This window comes from Spirillospora sp. NPDC048911 (assembly GCF_043198015.1).
GTDB lineage: Bacteria > Actinomycetota > Actinomycetes > Streptosporangiales > Streptosporangiaceae > Spirillospora.
The window spans coordinates 324,525-344,835 of the sequence record NZ_JBICUD010000011.1; the positions used below are offsets into that span (position 1 = coordinate 324,525).

The window sequence follows — 20,311 nt, forward strand, 5'->3', positions numbered from 1 at the left end:
CGGCGTGAGCCGGCCGATGGGCGCCGCTGCTCGAACCGACATCGGGACACGTCGTCCTCGTCCCCGCTCAGTCCTCCGCGCCCGCATCCTCGCAGCCACCTATACCCGAACCTCCTCCTGGCAAGACCACGCCGAGCGCTGGAAAGGCGTCCTCCAGCCCGGGATGGCCGCCGACGTCTGCATCGTCGCCGGTGACGTCCTGGGCAGCGACCCGCAGCGGCTGGTCGACCTCCCCATCGCCGCCACCGTCCTCGGCGGTCGCGTCGTCCACCGCTCCGGCTCATCCACCAAACCCACCGCCTTGCCCAGGTCACATGACCGCGTCGCCTGCCTGCAGGGCGGAAAGTGCTGTTGCCAGTCCAACCTGAAAGGCCTGTAACGAGCTGCCGGACCAGGCACCGCCGGGTTGGGTGTCACGGTGTCCGCTGCGGGTGGGCTGCGGCGAGGCGCAAGAACTGCTGCGCCAGCGGTTCTTGGGTTCCGTCTCGTGATACGAGGGAGAGTTCGACGATGTCGGCGCGGTCGGTGAGGGGACGGTACGGAGCGGGTGGCTGGATCTGGCGGACCGTCACGTTCGGTACGAGGGTGACGCCCAGGCCGGAAGCCGTCATGGCCAGCTGGGTGAAGATCGAGTTGGCGAGGTGGCGGACGCCGGGGCTGAATCCGGCCCTCCGGCAGGTGGCCATGAGCTGGTCGTGGTAGTCCGGCGACGCCTCGCGGCGCAGCCACACCCAGGGCTCGTCGGCGAAGCGGGCCAGGTGGACGGGGTTCGGGGCGCCGGCCGCGAGGGGGTGGCCGGGTGGCAGCGCGATCACGAACGTATCGTGGCGCCAGGGCTCGACGCGCAGGCCCCGGACCGGGGTGCCGGGCCGGACGACGGCGATGTCGATCTCGTGCCGGAGCAGGGCCTGCTGGCCCGAGGCCGTGTCCACCTCCGTGATCTGCAGATCGACGCGGGGGCGGGCCTGCCGGAAGTCGGCCAGGGTGCTCAGCAAGGGCTCGCTGAGAGCGGAGGTCACCACCCCTATGCGCAGGGTGCCGGCCAGACCTGCCTCGGCCTGGGCGGCCACGTCCTGTGCGTGCCGGGCGGCCGCGACGAGCTTGCGGCATTCGGCGGCGAACGCTCGGCCGGTCTCGGTGAGCGTCACCTTGCGTCCGCCGCGGTCGAAGAGGGTGACGCCCAGTTGGCGTTCCAGCTGGAGGATCGCCTGGCTCAGGGGCGGCTGCGACATGTCGAGCCGTTCCGCGGCGCGGCCGAAGTGCAGGGTGTCGGCGACGGCCAGGAAGTAGCGCGCCTGGCGGACCTCGATCAACAGTCGCTCCGCATATCAATGAGAGAGGAAATCAGACCTTCAGTATATGGACCGACCCGGTTTCACTGGGAGGCATGAGTGCTGAAGCGACCTTGCTGGAGCAGTTCACGGCGCTGGACACGGCGACCGTGTCCGACGCTCTGGACGCCTGCGGGCTTCCTCCGGGCCAGGGCGGCCTCCGGCCGATGTGGGGGCGGCCCAAGGTGGCCGGGTTCGCGGTGACCGTCGAACTCGAATCGCTGAGCGGGGAGCACGACGGCTCCCACATCCTCACCGGCGCGATCGCCGAGGCCGGTCCCGACGACGTCATCGTGGTCGCCAACGGCGGCCGCACCGACGTGTCATCGTGGGGCGGGATCGTGAGTGTCGGCGCCGCCGTCCGCTCGGTGCGGGGTGCCATCACCGACGGCGCGTGCCGGGACGTGGCCCAGGCCAGGGACCTCGGCTTTCCAGTCTTCGCCCGGGCCCAGGTACCGGCGACCGCGCGCGGTCGCCTCCGGCAGAGGTCGACCGGGGAGCCGATCTCGATCGGCGGTGTGCGTGTCCGCGCGGGCGACGTGGTGGTGGCCGATGAGGGTGGAGTGGTGGTCGTCCCCCGGGAGCGCGCGACCGAAGTCCTCGATGCGGCTCAGCGCCTCGCCGAACGTGAGGCGGCCATCGAGGCGGAGGTACGGGCCGGCGTCCCGTTGCCGCAGGCGATGCGGGACGCCCGCTTGGCCGGGACGGAGGCCAGGTGATGGAGACCAGCACCAGGCAGGAGGTCATGGACCGGCTCCGAGACCTGCCCACTGCGGCGATCTCCGACGCCCTCGACCGGGGAGGCATCAGCGGCGCCCTGCACGGCCTTTCCTCGCTGTCGAACGACTTCCGCGCCGTGGGCCCGGCCTTCACCGTGCGCTACGCGCCGATCGACGGCACGGTCGGCGACTTCCTGGACGACGTTCCGCCCGGTGCGGTCATCGTGATCGACAACGGTGCCCGCACGGACGTCACGGTATGGGGCGGCATCATGACCGAGGTCGCCGCGGTCCGCGGTATCGCCGGCACCGTGATCAATGGGGCCTGCCGAGACGTGTCGGCCTCCCTGGCGCAGAACTACCCGATCTTCAGCCGCGGGCGCTTCATGCGCACCGGCAAGGACCGGGTGAGTTTGGCGGCCATCGGTGAGCCGGTGACCGTGTCGGGCGTCGAGATCTGCCCCGGCACCCTCATGTGCGCCGATGCCGACGGTGTGGTCGCCGTCCCCGCCGCCGAGGCGGAGCGGGTCATCGAGACCGCCGAACGCATCGAACGCGTCGAGGCCGGCATCGTGGCGGCCGTCCGCGCGGGCGGCACGCTGCGCCAGGCCCGCGAGACCTTCGGCTATCACACCCTGCAGACGAGGCGATCATGACGGAGACGGCGTCGACGGACGCGAGAGCGACGGACGCGGCACGCGGACACAGCGCGGCAACGCTCTACGAGGCGTCCTCGGCCACCGCCCGTGCCTGTGATCCGGTTCTGCGCGGCGTCTGGCCGGGGGCCCGGGTGGCGGGACCGGCGTTCACAGTGCGGGGCATCGGCGGCGACAACCTCGCGCTGCACCGTGCGGTGGCCACCGCTCCGGTCGGCAGCGTCTTGGTAGCCGATCTCCAAGGTGCCCGGCACGGACATTGGGGTGAGATCCTCGCCGTCGCGGCCCGGCAGCGGGGCATCCTCGGACTGGTCATCGACGGCGGTGTCCGCGACGTCAGCGAACTGGCAGCGCTGCGCTTCCCCGTCTTCGCCCGCCACATCACCGTGGTCGGCACCGGCAAGGAGCATCCGGGCGAGTTCGGCGTCCCCATCCGCGTGAGCGGGGCCGTCGTCGGGCCCGGCGACCTCGTCGTCGGCGACACCGACGGCGTGGTGGTCATACCGGCACCGGCAGCGGCCACGACCCTGGACCGAGCCGACGCCCGCGTCGCCGCCGAGGAACGTGCCCTGGCCGCCATCCGCACCGGCACGACCACCCTCAACTACTACGGCCTGCCTGCATGAACCAGAACCCCATCGTCGCGGTCGCGGACGTCACCCACGAGCAGGTAGACCTGCGGGTCGATGGCGTAGGCCTCAAGGTCGCCACGGTCAGCCGGGACGGCGACATGGCTCCCGTCGTCTTCCTGCACGGCTTCGGCTCGACCAAGGAGGACTACGTCGGCATCGCAGGCCAGGCGGCCTTCACGGGACGTCCATTCCTCGCCTACGACGCGCCGGGATGCGGCGAGACCTTCTGCGAGGACCTGTCGAGCATCTCCATCCCGTTCCTGGTCAAAACCGCACAGGCCATGCTGAGCCGCGCAGGCATACGGCGTTACCACCTGATCGGGCATTCGATGGGCGGCCTGACCGCATTGATGCTCGCGCATCACGAACCGGACCGCGTCCTGAGCTTCGTCGACATCGAGGGCAACCTCGCCTCCGAAGACTGTTTCCTGAGCCGCCAGATCCTCAGCCATCCCTCGGACGACGACGATGGCTTCTTCGCCGGCTTCATCGAACGGGCCCGCCGTTCGCCGTCCACCTCCAGCGCCCTCTACGCGGCGAGCCTGGACAGCAAGGTACGTCCGGGTGCGGTACGCGGCATCTTCGAATCGATGGTCGATCTCTCCGACCACGGCGACCTGATGGCCAAGTTCCTGAGCCTGCCCTGCCCGCGCATGTTCATGTACGGCGAAGAGAACTCCACGTTGTCCTACCTGGCGAAGCTTGCTGCGGGCGGCGTGGAACTCGCGGAGATCCCGCACAGCGGGCACTGGCCGATGTACGCCAACCCGGTGGCGATGTGGGAACGGATCGCCGAGCTCGTCCAGCAGGGACAGGCACGCTGAGCAGGAAGGCAACGGCAGGTCTGCCCGTTTCCGCATGAGTGAATTTCTGCTCGCGGTCATCGACAAACCGAAATCGATTCGATTACAGTCGCGCCACCAGCTCCTCCCATCTCGCCCCGGGAGTCCATGTGGTCACCGACGCGCAGGCACAGCCCCCGACACCTCCACAGGCCCAGCTCAAGGCAGGCGCCCTCGGCACCACGGGCATCACCTTCATGGTCGTCGCCGCCGCGGCGCCGCTGACGATCATGGTCGGCCTCGCACCGCTGGCGATCTCGATCGGCGGCATCGGCGCCCCGGCCGGCTACCTCATCGCCGGCGGCGTGCTGGCGATCTTCGCGGTCGGTTTCATGGCGATGACCCGCCACACCCGAGGTGCCGGCGCCTTCTACTCGTACATCACGCTCGGACTCGGCCGGACGCTCGGCGCGGCCGCCGGCCTGCTGGCGGTCTTCTCCTATAACACGCTCCAGATCGGCGTGTACGGCCTGCTCGGCACGCAGTTCGCCGCCGCGTACCACCGCTTCACCGGAGGCAGCGCCCCCTGGTGGCTGTTCGCCGGGGTCGGCATCGTGCTGGTCTGGGCGCTCGGACGGCGTGGCATCGACGTCGGAGCGAAGGTGCTCGGCGTCCTGATCGTCGCCGAGACGCTCATCCTGGTGCTGCTCGTGGTCGCGGTGCTGGTGCAGGGAGGGGCCGGCGGGCTGACCGCGGGCACGTTCACGGCGGACGCCCTCTCGCACCCGGGCATGCTGGCGATCCTGGGATTCTGCTTCGCCGCGTTCATGGGCTTCGAGTCGACCGCTCTCTATCGCAGCGAGGCGCGGCGGCCGGACCGGACGATCCCCCGCGCCACATACGCGGCGGTGGCATTCCTCGGGCTGTTCTACTGCCTGACGGGCTGGGCCGTGGTGCAGGCGTTCGGGGACGGCAAGGTCGTCGCCATCGCCGCCGCCGACCCGCCCGGCCTCTTCTTCGCCGCCATGGACACCTATGTGGGCGTCTGGGCCAGCGACGTCATGTACGTCCTGGTGCTGACCAGCGTCCTGGCCGCGCAGCTGGCGTTCCACAACGCGATCAACCGTTACGCCTTCTCCCTGGCGAACGACGGGCTGCTGCCAAGGGCGCTGGGCCGGTCGCACCCGAGGTTCCTGTCACCGGCGAACGCCGGTGCGCTGCAGAGCGGGCTGGCCGCGGTCGTGGTCACCGCGTTCGCGATCGCCGGCGCGGACCCCTACCACCAGCTCGTGCTGCTGGTGAACATGCCCGGCGCGATCGGTGTCCTGCTCCTCCAGATGCTGACCTCGGCAGCGGTGGTGGCCTACTTCCTGCGCCACCGGGGGGTACGAGGAAGCGGACCGGCGATGGTGTGCGCGGCGCTGGCCACAGTGCTGCTCGCCGGTGCTCTCTGGTTCATCGTCAAGCGCCTCGACCTGCTGACCGGCGCCGCCACGACGACGAACGCGTCCCTGGCCGGGCTGGTCCCCGCCGTGCTCCTCGCCGGCGTGTCCTGGGCCCTCCACCTGAAGAAGCACCGTCCTGACATCCACGCTCTGATCGGCGGCGAGGACGTCCGCCGCGCCGAGACCACGACCCGGAGGAAGTTCGTGCTCGAACCGGAGGACCCCACCGCAGAGGCAGGAGCGGCACCCGCGTGACCAGCGCAGATCTCATCATCATGGCCGACCGGATCCACACGATGGGAGCGCCGGGGCCCGCCGTCACCGCGCTCGCCGTCCGCGCCGGAGTGATCACCGCTCTCGGCACCCGGGAGGACGCCCGGGACTGGCGCGCCAACCACACCGAGGTGATCGAACTCGGCGACGCCACGGTCACGCCCGGCCTCGTCGACGGCCATTCCCATCCGGTGATGGGCCTCGGCCTCACCCAGGGCGCCGACCTCTCGGCGGTGTCCACGATCGACGAGCTGATCCGCGCGTTGCGCGCGGCGCCTCGCGATGGGTGGATCTGTGGCTGGGGTCTCGATCCGGACGCCTTCGGCGGCGCCCCGATCACCTATCGGCCCCTCGTCGAGGCCCTCGGGACGGATGTCCCGGTCTACCTGACCTTCGTCGACGCACACTCCGCGCTGGCCAGCCCGCAAGCCCTCGCGCTGGCCGGCATCACAGGCCCCCGCGAGTTCGCCTCCGGCGCCGCGATCGTCTGCGGTCCGGACGGCCGGCCGACCGGGCACCTGCTCGAACTCGACGCGATGGCGCTCGTCCGGGCGCTGCTGCCGGCCGGCGACCCGGCCGATCGGCGGCGGCGCCTGCTCGACCTGTTGAACGAGATGGCCGCGGTCGGCTACACCGCCGGGAACGCGATGGACTTCGAGGGCGACGCGCTGGAGCTGTTCCGTGCCCTGGAAGCATCCGGCTCGCTGCCGATGCGATGGCGTTTCGCGACGTTCGTCACGCCGGGTTCCTCCACCGCCGACCTGGCGCGCGTCCTGGAACAACAACGCCTGTGCGGGCGCCGCTGGCGCGTGGACGGTGCCAAGTTCATGATCGACGGGACGATCGACGGCGGTACGGCATGGCTCACAGAACCGGACGTCCATGGGGAGTCCATCGCGCCGTTGTGGCCCGATCCGGCCGAGTACGCCGCCGCGGTGCGTCATCTGGCCGCGAGGGGAGTTCCCACGGTCACCCACGCGATCGGCGACGCGGGCATCGAGTACGTGCTCAAGACGCTGAGCGATCTGCCACGACGTTCGCCGGTACCGCACCGCATCGAGCATCTGGAGACCATGCCCGCCGATCTGCTGCCGCGGTTCCGCGCTCTCGACGTCACCGCGAGCATGCAGCCGACCCATTGCACGCACTACACGCGGGCCGACCACAGCGACAACTGGTCGAGCCGCCTCGGACCGGACCGCGCGCAGCGAGCGTTTCGCTGCCGGGACCTGCGGGAACACGGGGCCCGGCTGGCGCTCGGTTCGGACTGGCCGATCGCCCCGTTCGACCCGCGGGCCATCATCGCCGACGCCCGGCTCCGCCGCCCGGCCGGCCGGCGGAACACCGAGCCGGTCGTTCCCGGACAGGCGCTCACCGCCCGGATGGCACTGGAGGGGTTCACCACCCAGGCCGCCGCGGCCGCAGGGCTCTCAGACCGCAGCGGCCGGGTCGCTCCCGGGTTCGTGGCCGACCTGGCCGCGTTCGAACTCGATCCGCTCACCGCCGATCCCGACGAGTTCGCCGACTCCCCGGTCCTGCTGACCTTGGTCGAGGGGGAAGTCGTTCACCGGGCCGGTGCGCGGGTGTCACGATGAACAGCGCCGACAGACCATCCGAGGAGCTGACCAGCCGTGCCGCGCCCCAGTGCCCCCTTGCTCTCCCGCGACCAGATCGCCGCCGCGGCGCTCAGCCAGATCGATGAGACCGGTGGGCTGTCGCTGCCGAGAGTCGCCGCGACGCTGAACGTCAGCGTGTCGTCGATCTACCACCATTTCCCGAGTGGCCGGGAAGGGGTCATCGAAGGCATCCGGGGGCTGCTCAGCCGTGAGGTCCCCAGCCCGCTCGACCAGAACCTGGACTGGCGCCAGTACACCGAGCAGTGGGCCCACCGCTACCGGTCAGGCTTCGCGCGGCATCCGCACCTGGTGCCACTGCTCACTCTCCAGACCGTCACCGCGCCGGAGACGGTGGCCAGTTACGAAGCGCTGGCCGCCGTGCTGCGGCGAGCCGGTTTCGCTCCTGAGGACCTCTTGCACGCGGTCAGCGTCCTGGACTGCTTCATTCTCGGATCCGCGCTGGACGCCAGCGCGCCGCTGGACGTCTGGGCCGACTCCGGCGACCCGGAATCGGCCCTCAGCGCCGCGATCGCCGCGACGCGGGCCCAGCCCGGCGACCGTGCTCAGCGTTCCTTCGAGATCGGCCTCGGGCTTCTCCTCACCGGTCTCGCCCAGCTCATCAAATGAAGGGACCGTGGATGTGAGCGACCGTATGCCCGCCGAGTGGGCACGGCACGCCCGTACCTGGATGGCCTGGCCCACCTCGAACGACACGTTCGGCGACGCCTCCGAACTCGCCGCCGCCCGCGCCGCCTGGGCGGCGGTCGCCAACACCATCGTGCGCCACGAGCCCGTGACCATGCTGATCAATCCGGGTGACCGCACCGATCTTCTGGACCCGCGGATCGCCACGGTCGAGGTGCCTCTCGACGACGCGTGGCTGCGCGACAGCGGCCCCAGCTTCGTCCATGCAGCGGACGGCGGCATACGCGCGGTCGACTGGACCTTCAACGGCTGGGGCGCACAGTCCTGGGCGAAATGGGATGCGGACCGGCACGTGGCCCGGCGGGTCGCCGGCCTGGCCGGCGTGCCGCACATCGGCTCGCCACTGGTCCAGGAAGGCGGCGGCCTCCACGTCGACGGCGCCGGGACGGTGCTGCTCACCGAGACCGTCCAGCTCGACCCCGACCGCAATCCCGGCTGGTCGCGCGAGCAGGTGGAGGCGGAGGTGCACGCCCGTCTCGGCACCAGCACCGCGATCTGGCTCCCCCGGGGCCTGACCGCGGACTATGGCGAGTACGGCACGCGCGGGCACGTCGACATCGTCGCCGCGTTCACCCGCCCCGGCAGCGTCGTCGTGCACACACAGCCAGACTCGGGCCACCCCGATCATGAAGTGAGCCAGGAGGCCGCCGAGATCCTCCGTGCCGCCACCGACGCCCGTGGCAGGCGCCTGGAGGTGATCGAGCTGCTCGCGCCCACGGTCACCGAGGTGGACGGGGAGCTGGTCGACTACTCCTACGTCAACCATTACGTCGCCAACGGAGTGGTCGTGCTGTGCGCCTTCGACGACCCACGCGACGCCGACGCCGCCCGGGTGCTGAGCCTCGCCTATCCGGGCCGCGAGATCGTCCTGGTCGATGCCCGCGACATCTTCCGCTTCGGCGGCGGCGTCCACTGCGTCACCCAGCAACAACCTCTCCAGGAGACACGATGAAACTCATCATCGCGCAGCCCGCCGAGTCACCGGCCCGTGTCGACCCGCCGCAACGCGGCACCCTCACCGTCGCGGTCGTGCAGACCAGCTGGCACCCCGACCCCGCAGAGCACAAGCAGACCCTTCTCGACGGCATCCGTGCCGCCGCGGGCGCTGGGGCCAAGGCCGTCTTCCTGCCCGAGCTGACCCTCTCCCGCTACCCGGCCGACACCCGGCCCAACGGCGACGCCACCGCCACCGCGGAGGACATCGAGACCGGCCCGACCCGCACCTTCGCCCGCGACGCCGCCCTCGAGACCGGCATCCACGTCCACGCGTCACTCTTCGAACGCAGCCCCGGCACCGACGGCCTGGGCTTCAACACCGCGATCCTCGTCGCACCGGACGGCACGCTGGTCGGCCGCCGCCGCAAGACCCATATCCCGCGGACCGCCGGATACTACGAGGACCACTACTTCCGGCCCGGCCCCGCCTCCCCCGAGGCCTACCAGCCCGTGGACCTGGCCGGGCGTGCACAGATCGGCATGCCGACCTGCTGGGACGAGTGGTTTCCCGAGGTGGCCCGGGCCTACTCGCTCGCCGGGGCGGACATCATCGCCTACCCGACCGCGATCGGCTCGGAACCCGACCACCCCGATTTCGACACCGCACCGCTGTGGCGGCAGGTCATCGTCGGCAACGGCATCGCCAACGGCACCTTCATGGTCGTCCCCAACCGCTGGGGCCAGGAAGGCCTGATCACCTTCTACGGCCACTCCTTCATCTCCGACCCCTACGGACGGATCCTCGCCGAGGCCCCCCGAGCGGGCGACGCCGTCCTGATCGCGGCACTCGACCTCGACCAACGCCGCGACTGGCTGACCCTCTTCCCCTTCCTCCAGACCCGCCGCCCCGACACCTACCGAACCCTCACCAACAGTTAGGGAGGACGACCGCGCCGCGCGAGCGGACATCCGCACCTCCACGCGTCGCCGACTGGAACACCCATCCCCGCCGGTTCATCTGGACCAAGATCAGAAGGTGTCGTGGCCGAGGGCCGCGCGGAGCGGGTGGCGCGCGGCGCGACCGCGGGTCACAGCAGCCGGTAGGTCCCTCCTCGCAGGCGGGACTACAGGCTCGCGGCCACCTCACGCGCGGCCGTCACGACCTTCGGGCGCCACGCGTTGACGGCGGCGCCGTTGAGGCGCGTCGTCGGGGCCGACAGGGTGAGGATGGCGAGCACCTGGTCGAACTTGCCCCGCAACGGAGCCGAGATGGAGCTCAGCCCGGGGACACGCTGGCCGTGCGATATCGCGTAACCCTGATCACGCACCCGTTCGATCATCTCCAGGTGCGTACTGCACGGCTGCGGTCTCAGGTCTCCGCGCAGGCCGGAGAGATAGCGCTCGACGAATGCCTGGCCGTAGTGGTTCCAGGTGTCGGCGAGCAGCACCAGGCTCGTGCCACCGCGCACGATCGGGATCGGGCGGTAGAGGAGCTCCGCGTGGCGAATGGGAGCGTGCCCCGGCAGCGTCTCGATGCAGGCGAACTGCGAGATATTGACCCGCACGTACAAGCCCACGGTCTCGCCGCCGCACATCTCGCGCAGCTCGAGCATCGCGCCGGCGGCGGCCAGCTTGACCCGCGCGTGGCCGTCGAAAGCGGCGGCCAGCTCGTGCGCGAGGAACCCGAGCACGTACTCACCGCTCGGCAGGTGCTCGACCGCCCGCGTCTTCTCCAAGGCGCGAAGCAGGCGGTACACCCCCGTCTGGCTGATGCCCGAGAGCGCGGCCAGCCGGGAGGGCGGGAGCGGGCGGCCGGCGCGCGCCAGTTCGACGAGCAACGCCATGGCCTTCTCGACCGAGGCGACCGAGTTGCGGTCACGAGAGTCACGAGCGGGCTCGCCGGCGCCGGCCTCCGCGTCCATCATCGGGCCGTGGCACTCAGCGGACGGCGACGCCGTCGCAGGTCCGACGTCGCCGGTACGTCGACCTCGTACCGCTCGTCCTCCCGCGGGCTCAGCACGACACCGTAGACGTCGAGGGCGTCCTCGAACGGCACCCAGCGCTCCTCGACGTCCTCGAGCACCGCCTGCGGATCGCGCTCCAGCGGATCTCCATAACCGCCACCACCGCAGGCGTAGCCGATCACGTGCTCACCAGGTGCGAGCTCGACGTCGAAGGCCGGTGGGAGCTGTTCCCTGTCGCCGTCCAGATCGACCTTGTAGCTGGCCGCCAGGCTTCCGGCCGCTCCCCCGCGCACGCCGTGCGCCGGGGTCTCGTAGCCGTCCGACAACGACGAGACGGACATCGGGGCCAGGGTGGGACCGAAGGCCGCCTCCACCGTGGGGCCCCCGCGGAATCGCCCCGGACCGCCGCTCCCCGGGACGATCCGCAGCGCGCGGAACCGCACCGGGAACCGCCGCTCATCGCTCTCGACGCTGTTGCGGTACAACAGGCCGGCGACGCAGGGAATCGTGTACGTCACCCAGCCGTCGGCGTGCGGCGAGGCCGGTCCCCCGTTGTTGCCGACCGGGAAGAACGCGTGGTAATCCACACCGCGCCGCGGATCGAAACCGGTGATCCCGGGGTAGGAGGCGCCGAGGTCGACGCCACCCTCGGCGACCCCCCATCCCTCACCCAGCTGCGAGAACGTCGATTGGACCAGGTTGATCAGCCGGCTCGTGGGAATCGACGTCGCCATCGAGCACGACGCCGGGAACCGGGGGATGCCGACGATGCAGTTCTCCCGCAGGTGGATCCGTACCCGCCGGAAGGATCCGGCGTTGTGCGGCACACCCGGATCGACGACGCTGAAGACGCCCTGCATGACCGCGCTCAGCGTGGCGGCCACCGAGGCGTTGATTCCCGCCGGCAGGCAGTCGATGTTGTCCCGCAGATCCACGTCGATATGGCCGGCCTGCTCGTCGACCGTGATCTCGACGCGCAGCGGGATCCCGTCCGGCGCGACGGGCAGCGGATCCAGCCGCGCCTCGCCCGCGATCCGGCCGCCCGGGATCTTGCACACCTCGCTGGCCATCATCCGCTCCGAGTAGTCGAGCCACTCGGCCGCGGCGCTCACCACCAGGTCGGCGCCGTACTTGCCGACCAGCTCGGCAAGGCGCCGCTCCGCCGTGCGGACGGCCCCGAGCATCGCCCGGTAGTCGCCGTACCAGAGCTCGGGGAAGCGCACGTGCTGGCGGGCCATCCGCGTGATGTCCTCGATCTCGCGGTAGTCGCGCTCGACCCGGACGGCTGGGAAAACGAGCGTTCCCTCACTGTAGGTGTCCCTGGCGTCCATCGACTCGCTGCCCGGATTCGGCCCTCCGGAGTCGACGACGTGGCCCTTCGCGACCGCGGTGAACAGGTGCCGCCCCTCAGCGAAGACCGGCACGAGCACGCCGAGGTCCGGCACGTGGGAGTTGCCCAGATAAGGATCGTTGTGAAGGAAGGCGTCCCCCGGCCGGAGGTCTGAGTGCAGGTCGCACATCGACTTCGTCTGGATCTCCGCACCGTAGTTCTGCACGGGCAGGCCCTCGGCGGACGCGAGCAGCTGGTGATCGCCTGTGACGATCGCGCAGGAGAAGTCGCGTGAGACGCTGATGAGGGTGGAATACGCCGCCTTCTGCAGCGTGTGCGTCATCTCCCGCACGATCGCCTCGAAGCGATTGGCGATCACTGCCAGCAGGATGGGATCTGTGGCTCGCACGAGTCCCCCTTTCCAAAAGACGTCTGACCAGCAGAAACTCGAGTCAACGACCGTTCGCACAGTATCCATCGAGGGTTTCCCGAACGGAAGACTCGGACGGCGGCTTCTCCGCAATGCGGAGGCCTCATGAGCCGATCAGCGCCTATGTGATCGGCTCTTGTCCCGCAATGCGGAGGACGGCTCAGTGTCCGCTGTGCGCGCACGCCGAGGCCATGTCGCCGTCCGTCTCGGGCGCGATCATCTTCATGAACAGCGGGTGGTACCGCCGGCACACGTGCAACTCCGTGACCGTCCAGTCCATCGGGTCGGCCGCATAGTCGCGCATGTAGTCGCCGGTCATGTTCAGCCCGGGAATCGCCGGGACCCAATCTTCCGCGAGCAACTCGTCGGGATCGCCGAAGCGGGCGGCGAGAGCGCGGATGGCCGGGTCGTCGAGGGCTTTCAGGCGTCCCGCGTCGATGATGAGCTCCTCCGACCCGTCGACCATCTCGGCATGGTAGGTGGGGAAGTTGAGGTGCACGTGGAAGTGCCCCACCGGCAGCCCGAGCCGTTCGGCCTGGCGTTCGAAGTCGCTGGAGATCACCGTGCCGAAGCCGATGTGCACGATGCCGCTGCGCATGCGCTCGTACAGGCCGCAGTTGTAGCCCTCGGGATAGCCGTCCCGCGGGCGATGGATCTTCGGGTTCGTGCCGATCGACGCCTCCCACCACTGCAACATCCCCGGCTGGGCGTAGCCCGGGTAGGACAACGGGTCGGTCTTCGCCTTGAGCTCGCGCAGTTTGTCGCCGAACTCGCCACCGCCGTCGATCGCGACGATCCGTGACTTGTCCACGGTCATCTCCACGCGCGGAAATGGCGCGATGTGGTTCATCGTGCCCGCGATCACTCCGTGGCCGTCCTCCTGGGGGATGTGGAAGGACGGGCGTCCCCACACGTGTCCAGGCAGGTAGGTACGGCCGTAGGCCACGTTCTGCGGATAGGAACGGCGCACCCACTCATCGGCGTAGTAGCGGCGGTCGGAGTCGTAGTAGGCGTCGTGATTGGTGAACCAGATGTCCGTGCCTTCAGGGTCGGTGAGGTGCACGCGCCGAGCCTTCGTCACGCGCTCCCACGTCCACCGGTCGATCGCGGTCAGCAGCTCATGCGGATAGACGTGCGCCGGCGACGCGACCATCTCCCGGGTGATGAACGGCATACGCTGGATCTTGATCTTGCGCTCCGCGAGAACCGGCCCCCCATAGCCCATCAGCACCTTGTCGTAGCGGCCCGCGGCGTCCCACTCCTCCCACTCGTCCATCCAGCGCATCAGTTCCTTGGTGCGCGCCAGGTAGTAGTCGACCTCGTCGTGCCCCTGCCACTTGGGGATCGGCCCCTTGTCCTCATGCTGGATCTCGTAGCGCGTGCCGAAACGACGCAACGTCTCTTCGGCCGCCTCGATCACCCAGGGGTCGTGCCAGTTGGTCACCCGCAACAACACTCGTTCGTCTTTTTGCAGATCCCATGCCGGCCACAATCCCGGGTTGTACGGGCGGCGGGCCACCGCGTCGAAGTAGGGCAGCAGGTCCGCCGGCCGGTCGACGGTGACGAACGGCGGGCAGCGGGGCGGGCGGCTCGCGTGCAAGGCCGGCGGGTGGAAGTGGTTCGTGGTCAAGTCGGGGTCTCCTCTGGGCGGGTGCGCTGGCGGGTGACGGTGGCGAGGCGTGAGGTCCTCAGCCGAGCCGCATCATGTAGTGGCCCTGGCCGGTCAGCTCGACGTCGGCGTCGGGGTAGACGACGATGGTCGTGGTGGGTTCAAGGATCAGTGCGGGCCCTTCGATCCGGTGTCCTGGCAGGAGCGAGTCGCCCAGGAACACCGGCATCTCCGAGGCCCTGCCGTCACCGAAGTGGCCCTCCTTCATGCGGTAAGGCTCCGGGGAGGAGGTGGTCGCGGCGTCGAGACCGGCCGGCCGTGACGACCGCCGTTCCACCGCCGCGGTCAGTCGTGCCTTCCAGACGAGGCATTCGACGTCACCTTCGCCGGCCACGGCGAAGACCCGTTCGTGCGCCGCGCCGACCGCGCGCCGCAGGGACTCCACGTCCGCCTCGCTCTTCAGCCGGGACGACCGCAGTTCGACCTCCAGCTCCCAGAACTGGCCGGGGTAGCGGGCCTCGACGAGATAGTGGCGCTGGAATCGGGTGAACCCGCGCTGACGCAACCGCTGTGCGATGTCGTCGAGCTCGGTGTCGATCTCGTCGAGGACGACGTTCACGGCATCGACCGACCCGTCCGCCGACAGGAATTCGTGGCTGCGCCATGTCTCCGAGACGACATCGGAGAACTGGCCGCCGCACGCGCTGAACGCGCCGGATGTCCGTGGAATGAGCACCCGGCGGCAACCGAGCTCGCGGGCGATCGGCCCGATGTTGAGGCCGGCGGCCCCGCCGCCGGCGACGATGAGGCTGTCCCGCGGGTCGACGCCCTCGCTGATGGTGATGTCCTGGATCGCCAGGACCATCCGCTCGCTCGCCACGGTGATCACTCCGAACGCGGTGCGCTCCAGCGATTCGCCGAGCTTCTCCGCGAGCGGGGCGAGCGCCCTGCGTGCCGCCTCGACATCGATGCTCATGCGGCCGCCGAGAAAGAAGCCGGGGTCGATGTAACCGAGCACCACCGCCGCGTCGGTGACCGTCGCGTGTTCCCCGCCCCGGCCGTAGCACGCCGGGCCCGGCTCGGCGCCCGCGCTCTCGGGTCCGACGCGCAGCAGGCCGCCGGGATCGATCCATGCGATCGAGCCGCCGCCGGCCCCGACGCTGCGGATGTCGACCGATGACAGCCCGGTCAGGTGACCCGTGTACTTGGGCCCGAGCCAGGTGTCCCGCGTGAACTTGATCCGTCCACCGCGCAGGAGGCTGACATCGAAGCTCGTCCCTCCGGTGTCCGCGACGACGATGTCCTCGATCCCCGTCTCCGCGGAGCCGTATCGGAGGGCGGCGACCGGCGCCAGCGACGGGCCGGACTTGAGCGTGTAGATGGGACGTTCGACGAGATCCTCGATGTGCATCGTCCCTCCGGACGACGACGCCGCGAGCAGCTCGCCGTCGAACCCGGCGGCACGGAGATCGTCGCGTACTCCGAGAAGATGGCGCTGCATCAACGGCTTGATCGACGCGTCGATCGCCGCCGACGAGGACCGCGGATACTCTCCGACGATCGGATTGAGCTCGGCGGAGAGGGTGTACGGGACGCCCGGCAGCACCTCTTCGATCAACCGGCCGACCGCCTGCTCGTGCACGGCGTTGGTGACCGAGTTGATGAAGGACACCGCGACCGCCTCGATCCCGCGATCGCGTAGTTTCCGGAGGAGCGTCCGTGTCCCTTCCCGGTCGAGGGGCGTGACCACACCGCCGTCGGCATCGACACGCTCGGTGATCTCGAAGGTGAGCCGGCGCGGGATGTACGGAGCGGGAAACGGCTGCGTGAAGTCGTACGCGCTCTGCTTCCCGCCTTGGCGCAGGACCAGCGTGTCCGGAAAGCCGGACGTCGTCAGGAACGCCGTCTTCGCGACGTGACCGGTCAGCATCGCGTTCGTGGCGTGGGTCGTGGCGTAGACGAACAGGTCGCAGCGTTCGAGGACGGCGCCTGCCGAGAGGCCGATCTGCTCGGCCGCCATCTCCAGCCCGGCGCTGAGTCCCTCGAAGATCCGGTTGCGCGTGGTCGGGCTCTTCCCGAGCACGAGTCGCCCATCCTCACCGGACACGACGACATCTGTGAAGGTGCCGCCGGCATCGACTGCGATAGTGAACGACATTGGGCTTCCCTTCGAGAATGGCCTGGTACTCATGCGGGCTTGGCCACGACGATCCTGCGGCGCGGGCGCCACCCCGCTCGGGGGATCGAGGCGATCAGCCGTTGCGTGTAGTCCGCCTTGGGCGACTCAATGATCTGCTCGACCTGTCCCTCCTCGACGACGCGCCCGTGGTGGAGTACGACCGCGGTGTCGCAGATCTGGCGTACCGCGGCGAGGTCGTGAGAGATGAAGAGGAAGGCGACGCCGGTGCGCTCGCGGATCTCGGCGAGCAGGTTCAGCACCTGGGCCTGGATCGACACGTCGAGCGCGGCGACCGCTTCATCGAGGATCAGCAGCCGGGGTTCGGCCGCGAGAGCGCGGGCGATCGCGACCCGCTGGCGTTGTCCGCCCGAGAGCGCCCGGGGCAGCGCCGCGGCCTGCCGGACGTCGAGCCCGACCTTGTCGAGCAACTCGTCGACGCGGGCGAGGCGCGCGGCCCTGCCGAGCGAGCGAGCGTGGAGCCGCAACGACTCGTCGATGGCGTCCCGGACCCGCTGGCGGCGATCGAGCGACAGATACGGATCTTGGAAGACCATCTGCACGATGCCGCCCCGGCGCCGGCGCTCGCGGGTGCTCAGGCGCCCGCTCTGCCACCGCTCGCCGACGACGCTGATCTCGCCGGCGGACTGCCGCTCCAGGCCCACGATCATCCTTGCGCAGGTGGACTTCCCCGACCCGGATTCACCTACGAGCGCGAGCGAACCACCGGCCGGTATCGAGAACGACACGCCGTCGACCGCGACCAGGTCCTCCTTGCCGGGCGCGTCGGCACGGCGCACGCGGAAGGTCTTGCCGAGCCCGCGGGCCTCGAGTACGGGTTCAGGCATTGAGGGGCTCCTCGGGAGCGGATGCGGCATGGACGTCCTCCGCGAAGTGGCACGCGACGAGCGACTCGCCGACCGGCCGCAAGGCCGGACGCTCGGTCCGGCAGCGTTCTTCGACGTGCGGGCAGCGGGCCTCGAACGGGCAGGCGTCGCCCGCTTCGAAGGCGGAGCTCGGCCGCCCCGGAATCGCGACGAGTCGCGTCCGCCGTTCGTCGATGCTGGGTCTCGCCGCGAGCAGGGCCTCGGTGTACGGGTGGGACGCGGCGTCGCGCAGGTGGGCCGCGGGCAGTTGCTCGACGATCCTGCCCGCGTACATGACCACGATCCGGTCGCAGACGGCGGCGGCGAGCTCGAGGTCGTGGGTGATGAAGAGCAGCCCGAGCGCCCGGCCGCGGCGCTGCTCGTCCAGGATCGCCATCACCTCCTCCTGCGTGGTGACGTCGAGCGCCGTGGTGGGCTCATCGGCGAGGATCAGCCGCGGCTCGGCCGCCAGCGCGCCCGCGATCATCACCCGCTGGAGGAGGCCACCGGACAGCTGCCACGGTCGCTGGCGCATGCGCCGCCCGGCGTCGGCGATGCCGACCTCCCGCAACAATCCGGCGATCTTGTCTTCGGCGTCGCGCCGCCTCACGCCGCGAGTCCGGACCAGGCCCTCGGTAAGGTAGTCGCCGATCGTGTGCACCGGATTGATGTGCGCGCGGGGGTCCTGGAAGATCATCGCGACCTCCCGCGCCCGCATCCGGCGAAGGCCGTCGCCGTCGAGGCCCGGGACCGAGACGCCGCCCAGCCGGATGTCTCCGCGCAGCCGCGCGCCGTGCGGCAGCAGGCGCATGATCGACCGTGCCGTCAGTGACTTGCCCGAGCCCGACTCACCGACGAGCCCGACCGCTTCCCCCGCGTGGACCTCCAGGTCGACGCCATGGAGGGCGATCTTCATCTCCCCCTGGATCGGCAGCTCGAGCCGCAGATCGTCGATCCTCAGGAGCGGATCCTCGCTCGGAAGCATGTCCATGCTCAGAATTGGCTCAGTTGGCTCTTTCATGCGCGGCCTTCGATGTCGAAGTGGCGGGCGAGCCGCTCGCCGACGAGGTTGAAGCCGACCATCGCCACCACGACGACGATGGCGGCGTAGAGCGACTGCTGCGGGTAGCCGCCGACGATCGACGGCTGGCCGTTGGCGATCATGACGCCCCAGTCGGGCGCCGGGGGCTGGATGCCGAGCCCGAGGTAGGAGATCGCCGCGAGGTCGAGCATCGCGTAGCCGAAGCCGACGGCGCACTGCACGACGATCAGCGGGAGGAGGTTCGGCAGCAGATGCCGCACACAGATCACCCAACCCGAGACACCCTGGACGCGGAGGGCGTCGATGTAGGGGAGGCTGCGCTCCTTCAGGGCCGCCGCCCGCAGCACCCGGGCGAGTACCGGCACATAGGCGATCGATAGCGCGATCACGGGCGCCACGAATCCCGAGCCGAAGACGGCCGCCGCCACGACGGCCAGGATGAGACCCGGAAAGGCGAAGGTGACCTCGATGAGGCGGCCGATCGCGGCATCGATCCAGCCGCCGTGCCACGCGCTGAGGATGGCCAGCAGCGTGCCGCCCAGGGCGGACAGGACGATCACGAGTGCCGGTCCCGCCAGGCTGGGCCTGGTGCCGACGATCAGCCTGGAGAGGATGTCGCGGCCCGTGCCGTCGGTCCCGAGCCAATGGTCCGGAGAGGGCGGGGCGAGGATCGCGAGAGGGTCGATCGCGGTCGCGTCGTGGGGCGCGATGACCGGTCCGAAGACGGCGACCAGCACCAGGAGCACGCAGACGCCGGCGGCCACGGCCGTGAGGGGCCCGAACGCCGCCGTCCGGCGCATGATCACGCCTCGGCTGGGCCTCATCATCACCTGTGCGGCGCTCATGCGGTCCGGCCTCCCTTCGCGAGCCGGGGATCGAGCGCGACGTTCACCACGTCCACGAGCGTGTTCACCGCGACGAACACGCCGACCATGAACATCGACAGGATCTGCACGACCGCGAGGTCCTGGCGCAGGGCGCTCTGGATCAGGAGCGAGCCGAGTCCGTTGACGCCGAACGCCGCCTCGGCGACCGCCGTGCCCGCCACCAGGCTGGCGATCATCGTCCCTGAGATGGTGGTGATGGGCCCCGCGGCGTTGCGCAGGACGTGGTGGCGGATGATGGTGCGATGGGGCAGGCCCCGGCCGCGTGCCGTGTCCACGTGCTCGGAGTGGAGCTCGGCGACGACCGCGGCGCGCGTGATCCGCGCGACATAGGCGATGTAGCTGAAGCTGAGCGCGATCGCGGGGAGAGTGAGGTGCCGGAGCTTGCCGGTGAACGTGTCACCGGAACCGTAGATCGGGAACCAGGACAGCCGGGTCGCGAAGATCCAGATCAGCACGATGGCCAGCACGAACGTGGGCACGCCCATCGCGACGGTGGTGCCGACCGTGATGCCGGTGTTGACCCGCCCGCCGCGCAGCGCTGCCAGGACGCCGGCTCCGACACCGAATCCCACGATCAGCAGACCGGCGTAGCAGACGAGCATCAGAGTGTTGACCGTGCGGCCCGCGAGAAGGCTGGAGACGTCACTGCGATAGACCACCGACGTACCGAGATCGCCGCTCAGCAATCCTGAGAGCCAGTGCCAGTACTGCGTCCAGAACGGATCGTCGAGGTGGTACTCGGCGCGAATCGCCGCGAGCGTGGCCGCGTTGGGAAGCGTCCCACCGGCCAGGGCCGCCGCCGGGTCGCCCGGTGCGACCGCCAGCGCACCGAAGATCGCGACACTGGTGACCAGCAGCGTCGCCAGAACACCGGCGAGCCGCCGTGCCGTGAACAACATCACCGTGGCCATC

At 70.1% G+C, this 20,311-nt stretch carries 19 protein-coding genes; 10 read left to right on the plus strand and 9 right to left on the minus strand.

The window, feature by feature from the left end; translation table 11 throughout:
- The first annotated feature begins 16 nt into the window (after window positions 1-16).
- Window positions 17-379: an amidohydrolase family protein gene (locus tag ACGFNU_RS40690; protein ID WP_392602072.1), complete on the plus strand. Its 363-nt coding sequence runs from the start codon at window positions 17-19 to the stop codon at window positions 377-379.
- A gap of 34 nt (window positions 380-413) precedes the next feature.
- Here ACGFNU_RS40690 and ACGFNU_RS40695 read toward each other — a convergent pair whose 3' ends face one another.
- Window positions 414-1,313, minus strand: coding sequence for a LysR family transcriptional regulator (locus ACGFNU_RS40695; RefSeq protein ID WP_392601956.1), 900 nt, complete (start codon window positions 1,311-1,313; stop codon window positions 414-416).
- 74 nt (window positions 1,314-1,387) lie between these two features.
- Between ACGFNU_RS40695 and ACGFNU_RS40700 the strand changes: the two genes are divergently transcribed.
- The 9 genes from ACGFNU_RS40700 to ACGFNU_RS40740 all read left to right on the plus strand — a co-directional run bounded on the left by ACGFNU_RS40700 (window position 1,388) and on the right by ACGFNU_RS40740 (window position 10,034).
- Window positions 1,388-2,050 carry an RraA family protein gene (locus ACGFNU_RS40700; RefSeq protein WP_392601957.1) on the plus strand — a complete coding sequence of 221 codons (663 nt, stop codon included), beginning with the start codon at window positions 1,388-1,390 and terminating at the stop codon, window positions 2,048-2,050.
- Window positions 2,050-2,706 (plus strand): RraA family protein, encoded by a 657-nt coding sequence (locus ACGFNU_RS40705; RefSeq protein WP_392601958.1) that lies wholly within the window; start codon window positions 2,050-2,052, stop codon window positions 2,704-2,706. The genes ACGFNU_RS40700 and ACGFNU_RS40705 overlap by 1 nt, the downstream gene beginning before the upstream one ends.
- Window positions 2,703-3,332, plus strand: coding sequence for an RraA family protein (locus ACGFNU_RS40710; protein ID WP_392601959.1), 630 nt, complete (start codon window positions 2,703-2,705; stop codon window positions 3,330-3,332). Before ACGFNU_RS40705 ends, ACGFNU_RS40710 begins: the two co-directional genes overlap by 4 nt.
- Window positions 3,329-4,162: an alpha/beta fold hydrolase gene (locus tag ACGFNU_RS40715; RefSeq protein ID WP_392601960.1), complete on the plus strand. Its 834-nt coding sequence runs from the start codon at window positions 3,329-3,331 to the stop codon at window positions 4,160-4,162. Before ACGFNU_RS40710 ends, ACGFNU_RS40715 begins: the two co-directional genes overlap by 4 nt.
- Window positions 4,163-4,290: 128 nt before the next feature.
- Window positions 4,291-5,820, plus strand: a complete 1,530-nt coding sequence (locus ACGFNU_RS40720) for an APC family permease (protein WP_392601961.1) — start codon at window positions 4,291-4,293, stop codon at window positions 5,818-5,820.
- Window positions 5,817-7,433: an amidohydrolase gene (locus ACGFNU_RS40725; protein ID WP_392601962.1), complete on the plus strand. Its 1,617-nt coding sequence runs from the start codon at window positions 5,817-5,819 to the stop codon at window positions 7,431-7,433. Before ACGFNU_RS40720 ends, ACGFNU_RS40725 begins: the two co-directional genes overlap by 4 nt.
- Window positions 7,434-7,469: 36 nt before the next feature.
- Window positions 7,470-8,081: a TetR/AcrR family transcriptional regulator gene (locus ACGFNU_RS40730; protein WP_392601963.1), complete on the plus strand. Its 612-nt coding sequence runs from the start codon at window positions 7,470-7,472 to the stop codon at window positions 8,079-8,081.
- A gap of 13 nt (window positions 8,082-8,094) precedes the next feature.
- A complete protein-coding gene (locus ACGFNU_RS40735) occupies window positions 8,095-9,111 on the plus strand; it encodes an agmatine/peptidylarginine deiminase (RefSeq protein WP_392601964.1) in 1,017 nt (338 codons plus the stop codon).
- Window positions 9,108-10,034 carry a nitrilase-related carbon-nitrogen hydrolase gene (locus tag ACGFNU_RS40740; protein ID WP_392601965.1) on the plus strand — a complete coding sequence of 309 codons (927 nt, stop codon included), beginning with the start codon at window positions 9,108-9,110 and terminating at the stop codon, window positions 10,032-10,034. Before ACGFNU_RS40735 ends, ACGFNU_RS40740 begins: the two co-directional genes overlap by 4 nt.
- A gap of 185 nt (window positions 10,035-10,219) precedes the next feature.
- Here the strand turns inward: ACGFNU_RS40740 and ACGFNU_RS40745 are convergent, their stop codons facing one another.
- From ACGFNU_RS40745 to ACGFNU_RS40780, 8 genes are all read right to left on the minus strand, one after another.
- Entirely contained in the window at window positions 10,220-11,020 is an 801-nt protein-coding gene (locus ACGFNU_RS40745; protein WP_392601966.1) for an IclR family transcriptional regulator, read from the minus strand.
- Window positions 11,017-12,798 carry a hydantoinase B/oxoprolinase family protein gene (locus tag ACGFNU_RS40750; RefSeq protein ID WP_392601967.1) on the minus strand — a complete coding sequence of 594 codons (1,782 nt, stop codon included), beginning with the start codon at window positions 12,796-12,798 and terminating at the stop codon, window positions 11,017-11,019. Before ACGFNU_RS40750 ends, ACGFNU_RS40745 begins: the two co-directional genes overlap by 4 nt.
- A 181-nt stretch (window positions 12,799-12,979) precedes the next feature.
- Entirely contained in the window at window positions 12,980-14,449 is a 1,470-nt protein-coding gene (locus ACGFNU_RS40755; protein ID WP_392601968.1) for a hypothetical protein, read from the minus strand.
- Between the two features lie 58 nt (window positions 14,450-14,507).
- A complete protein-coding gene (locus ACGFNU_RS40760; RefSeq protein WP_392601969.1) occupies window positions 14,508-16,619 on the minus strand; it encodes a hydantoinase/oxoprolinase family protein in 2,112 nt (703 codons plus the stop codon).
- Complete coding sequence (locus ACGFNU_RS40765; RefSeq protein WP_392601970.1) at window positions 16,616-17,452, minus strand: ABC transporter ATP-binding protein; 837 nt, start codon at window positions 17,450-17,452, stop codon at window positions 16,616-16,618. Before ACGFNU_RS40765 ends, ACGFNU_RS40760 begins: the two co-directional genes overlap by 4 nt.
- A complete protein-coding gene (locus ACGFNU_RS40770) occupies window positions 17,445-18,461 on the minus strand; it encodes an ABC transporter ATP-binding protein (protein WP_392601971.1) in 1,017 nt (338 codons plus the stop codon). Before ACGFNU_RS40770 ends, ACGFNU_RS40765 begins: the two co-directional genes overlap by 8 nt.
- Window positions 18,462-18,487: 26 nt before the next feature.
- Complete coding sequence (locus ACGFNU_RS40775; protein WP_392601972.1) at window positions 18,488-19,357, minus strand: ABC transporter permease; 870 nt, start codon at window positions 19,355-19,357, stop codon at window positions 18,488-18,490.
- On the minus strand, window positions 19,354-20,310 hold the full coding sequence (locus tag ACGFNU_RS40780) for an ABC transporter permease (RefSeq protein WP_392601973.1): 957 nt from the start codon (window positions 20,308-20,310) through the stop codon (window positions 19,354-19,356). Before ACGFNU_RS40780 ends, ACGFNU_RS40775 begins: the two co-directional genes overlap by 4 nt.
- Window position 20,311: the final 1 nt, after the last annotated feature.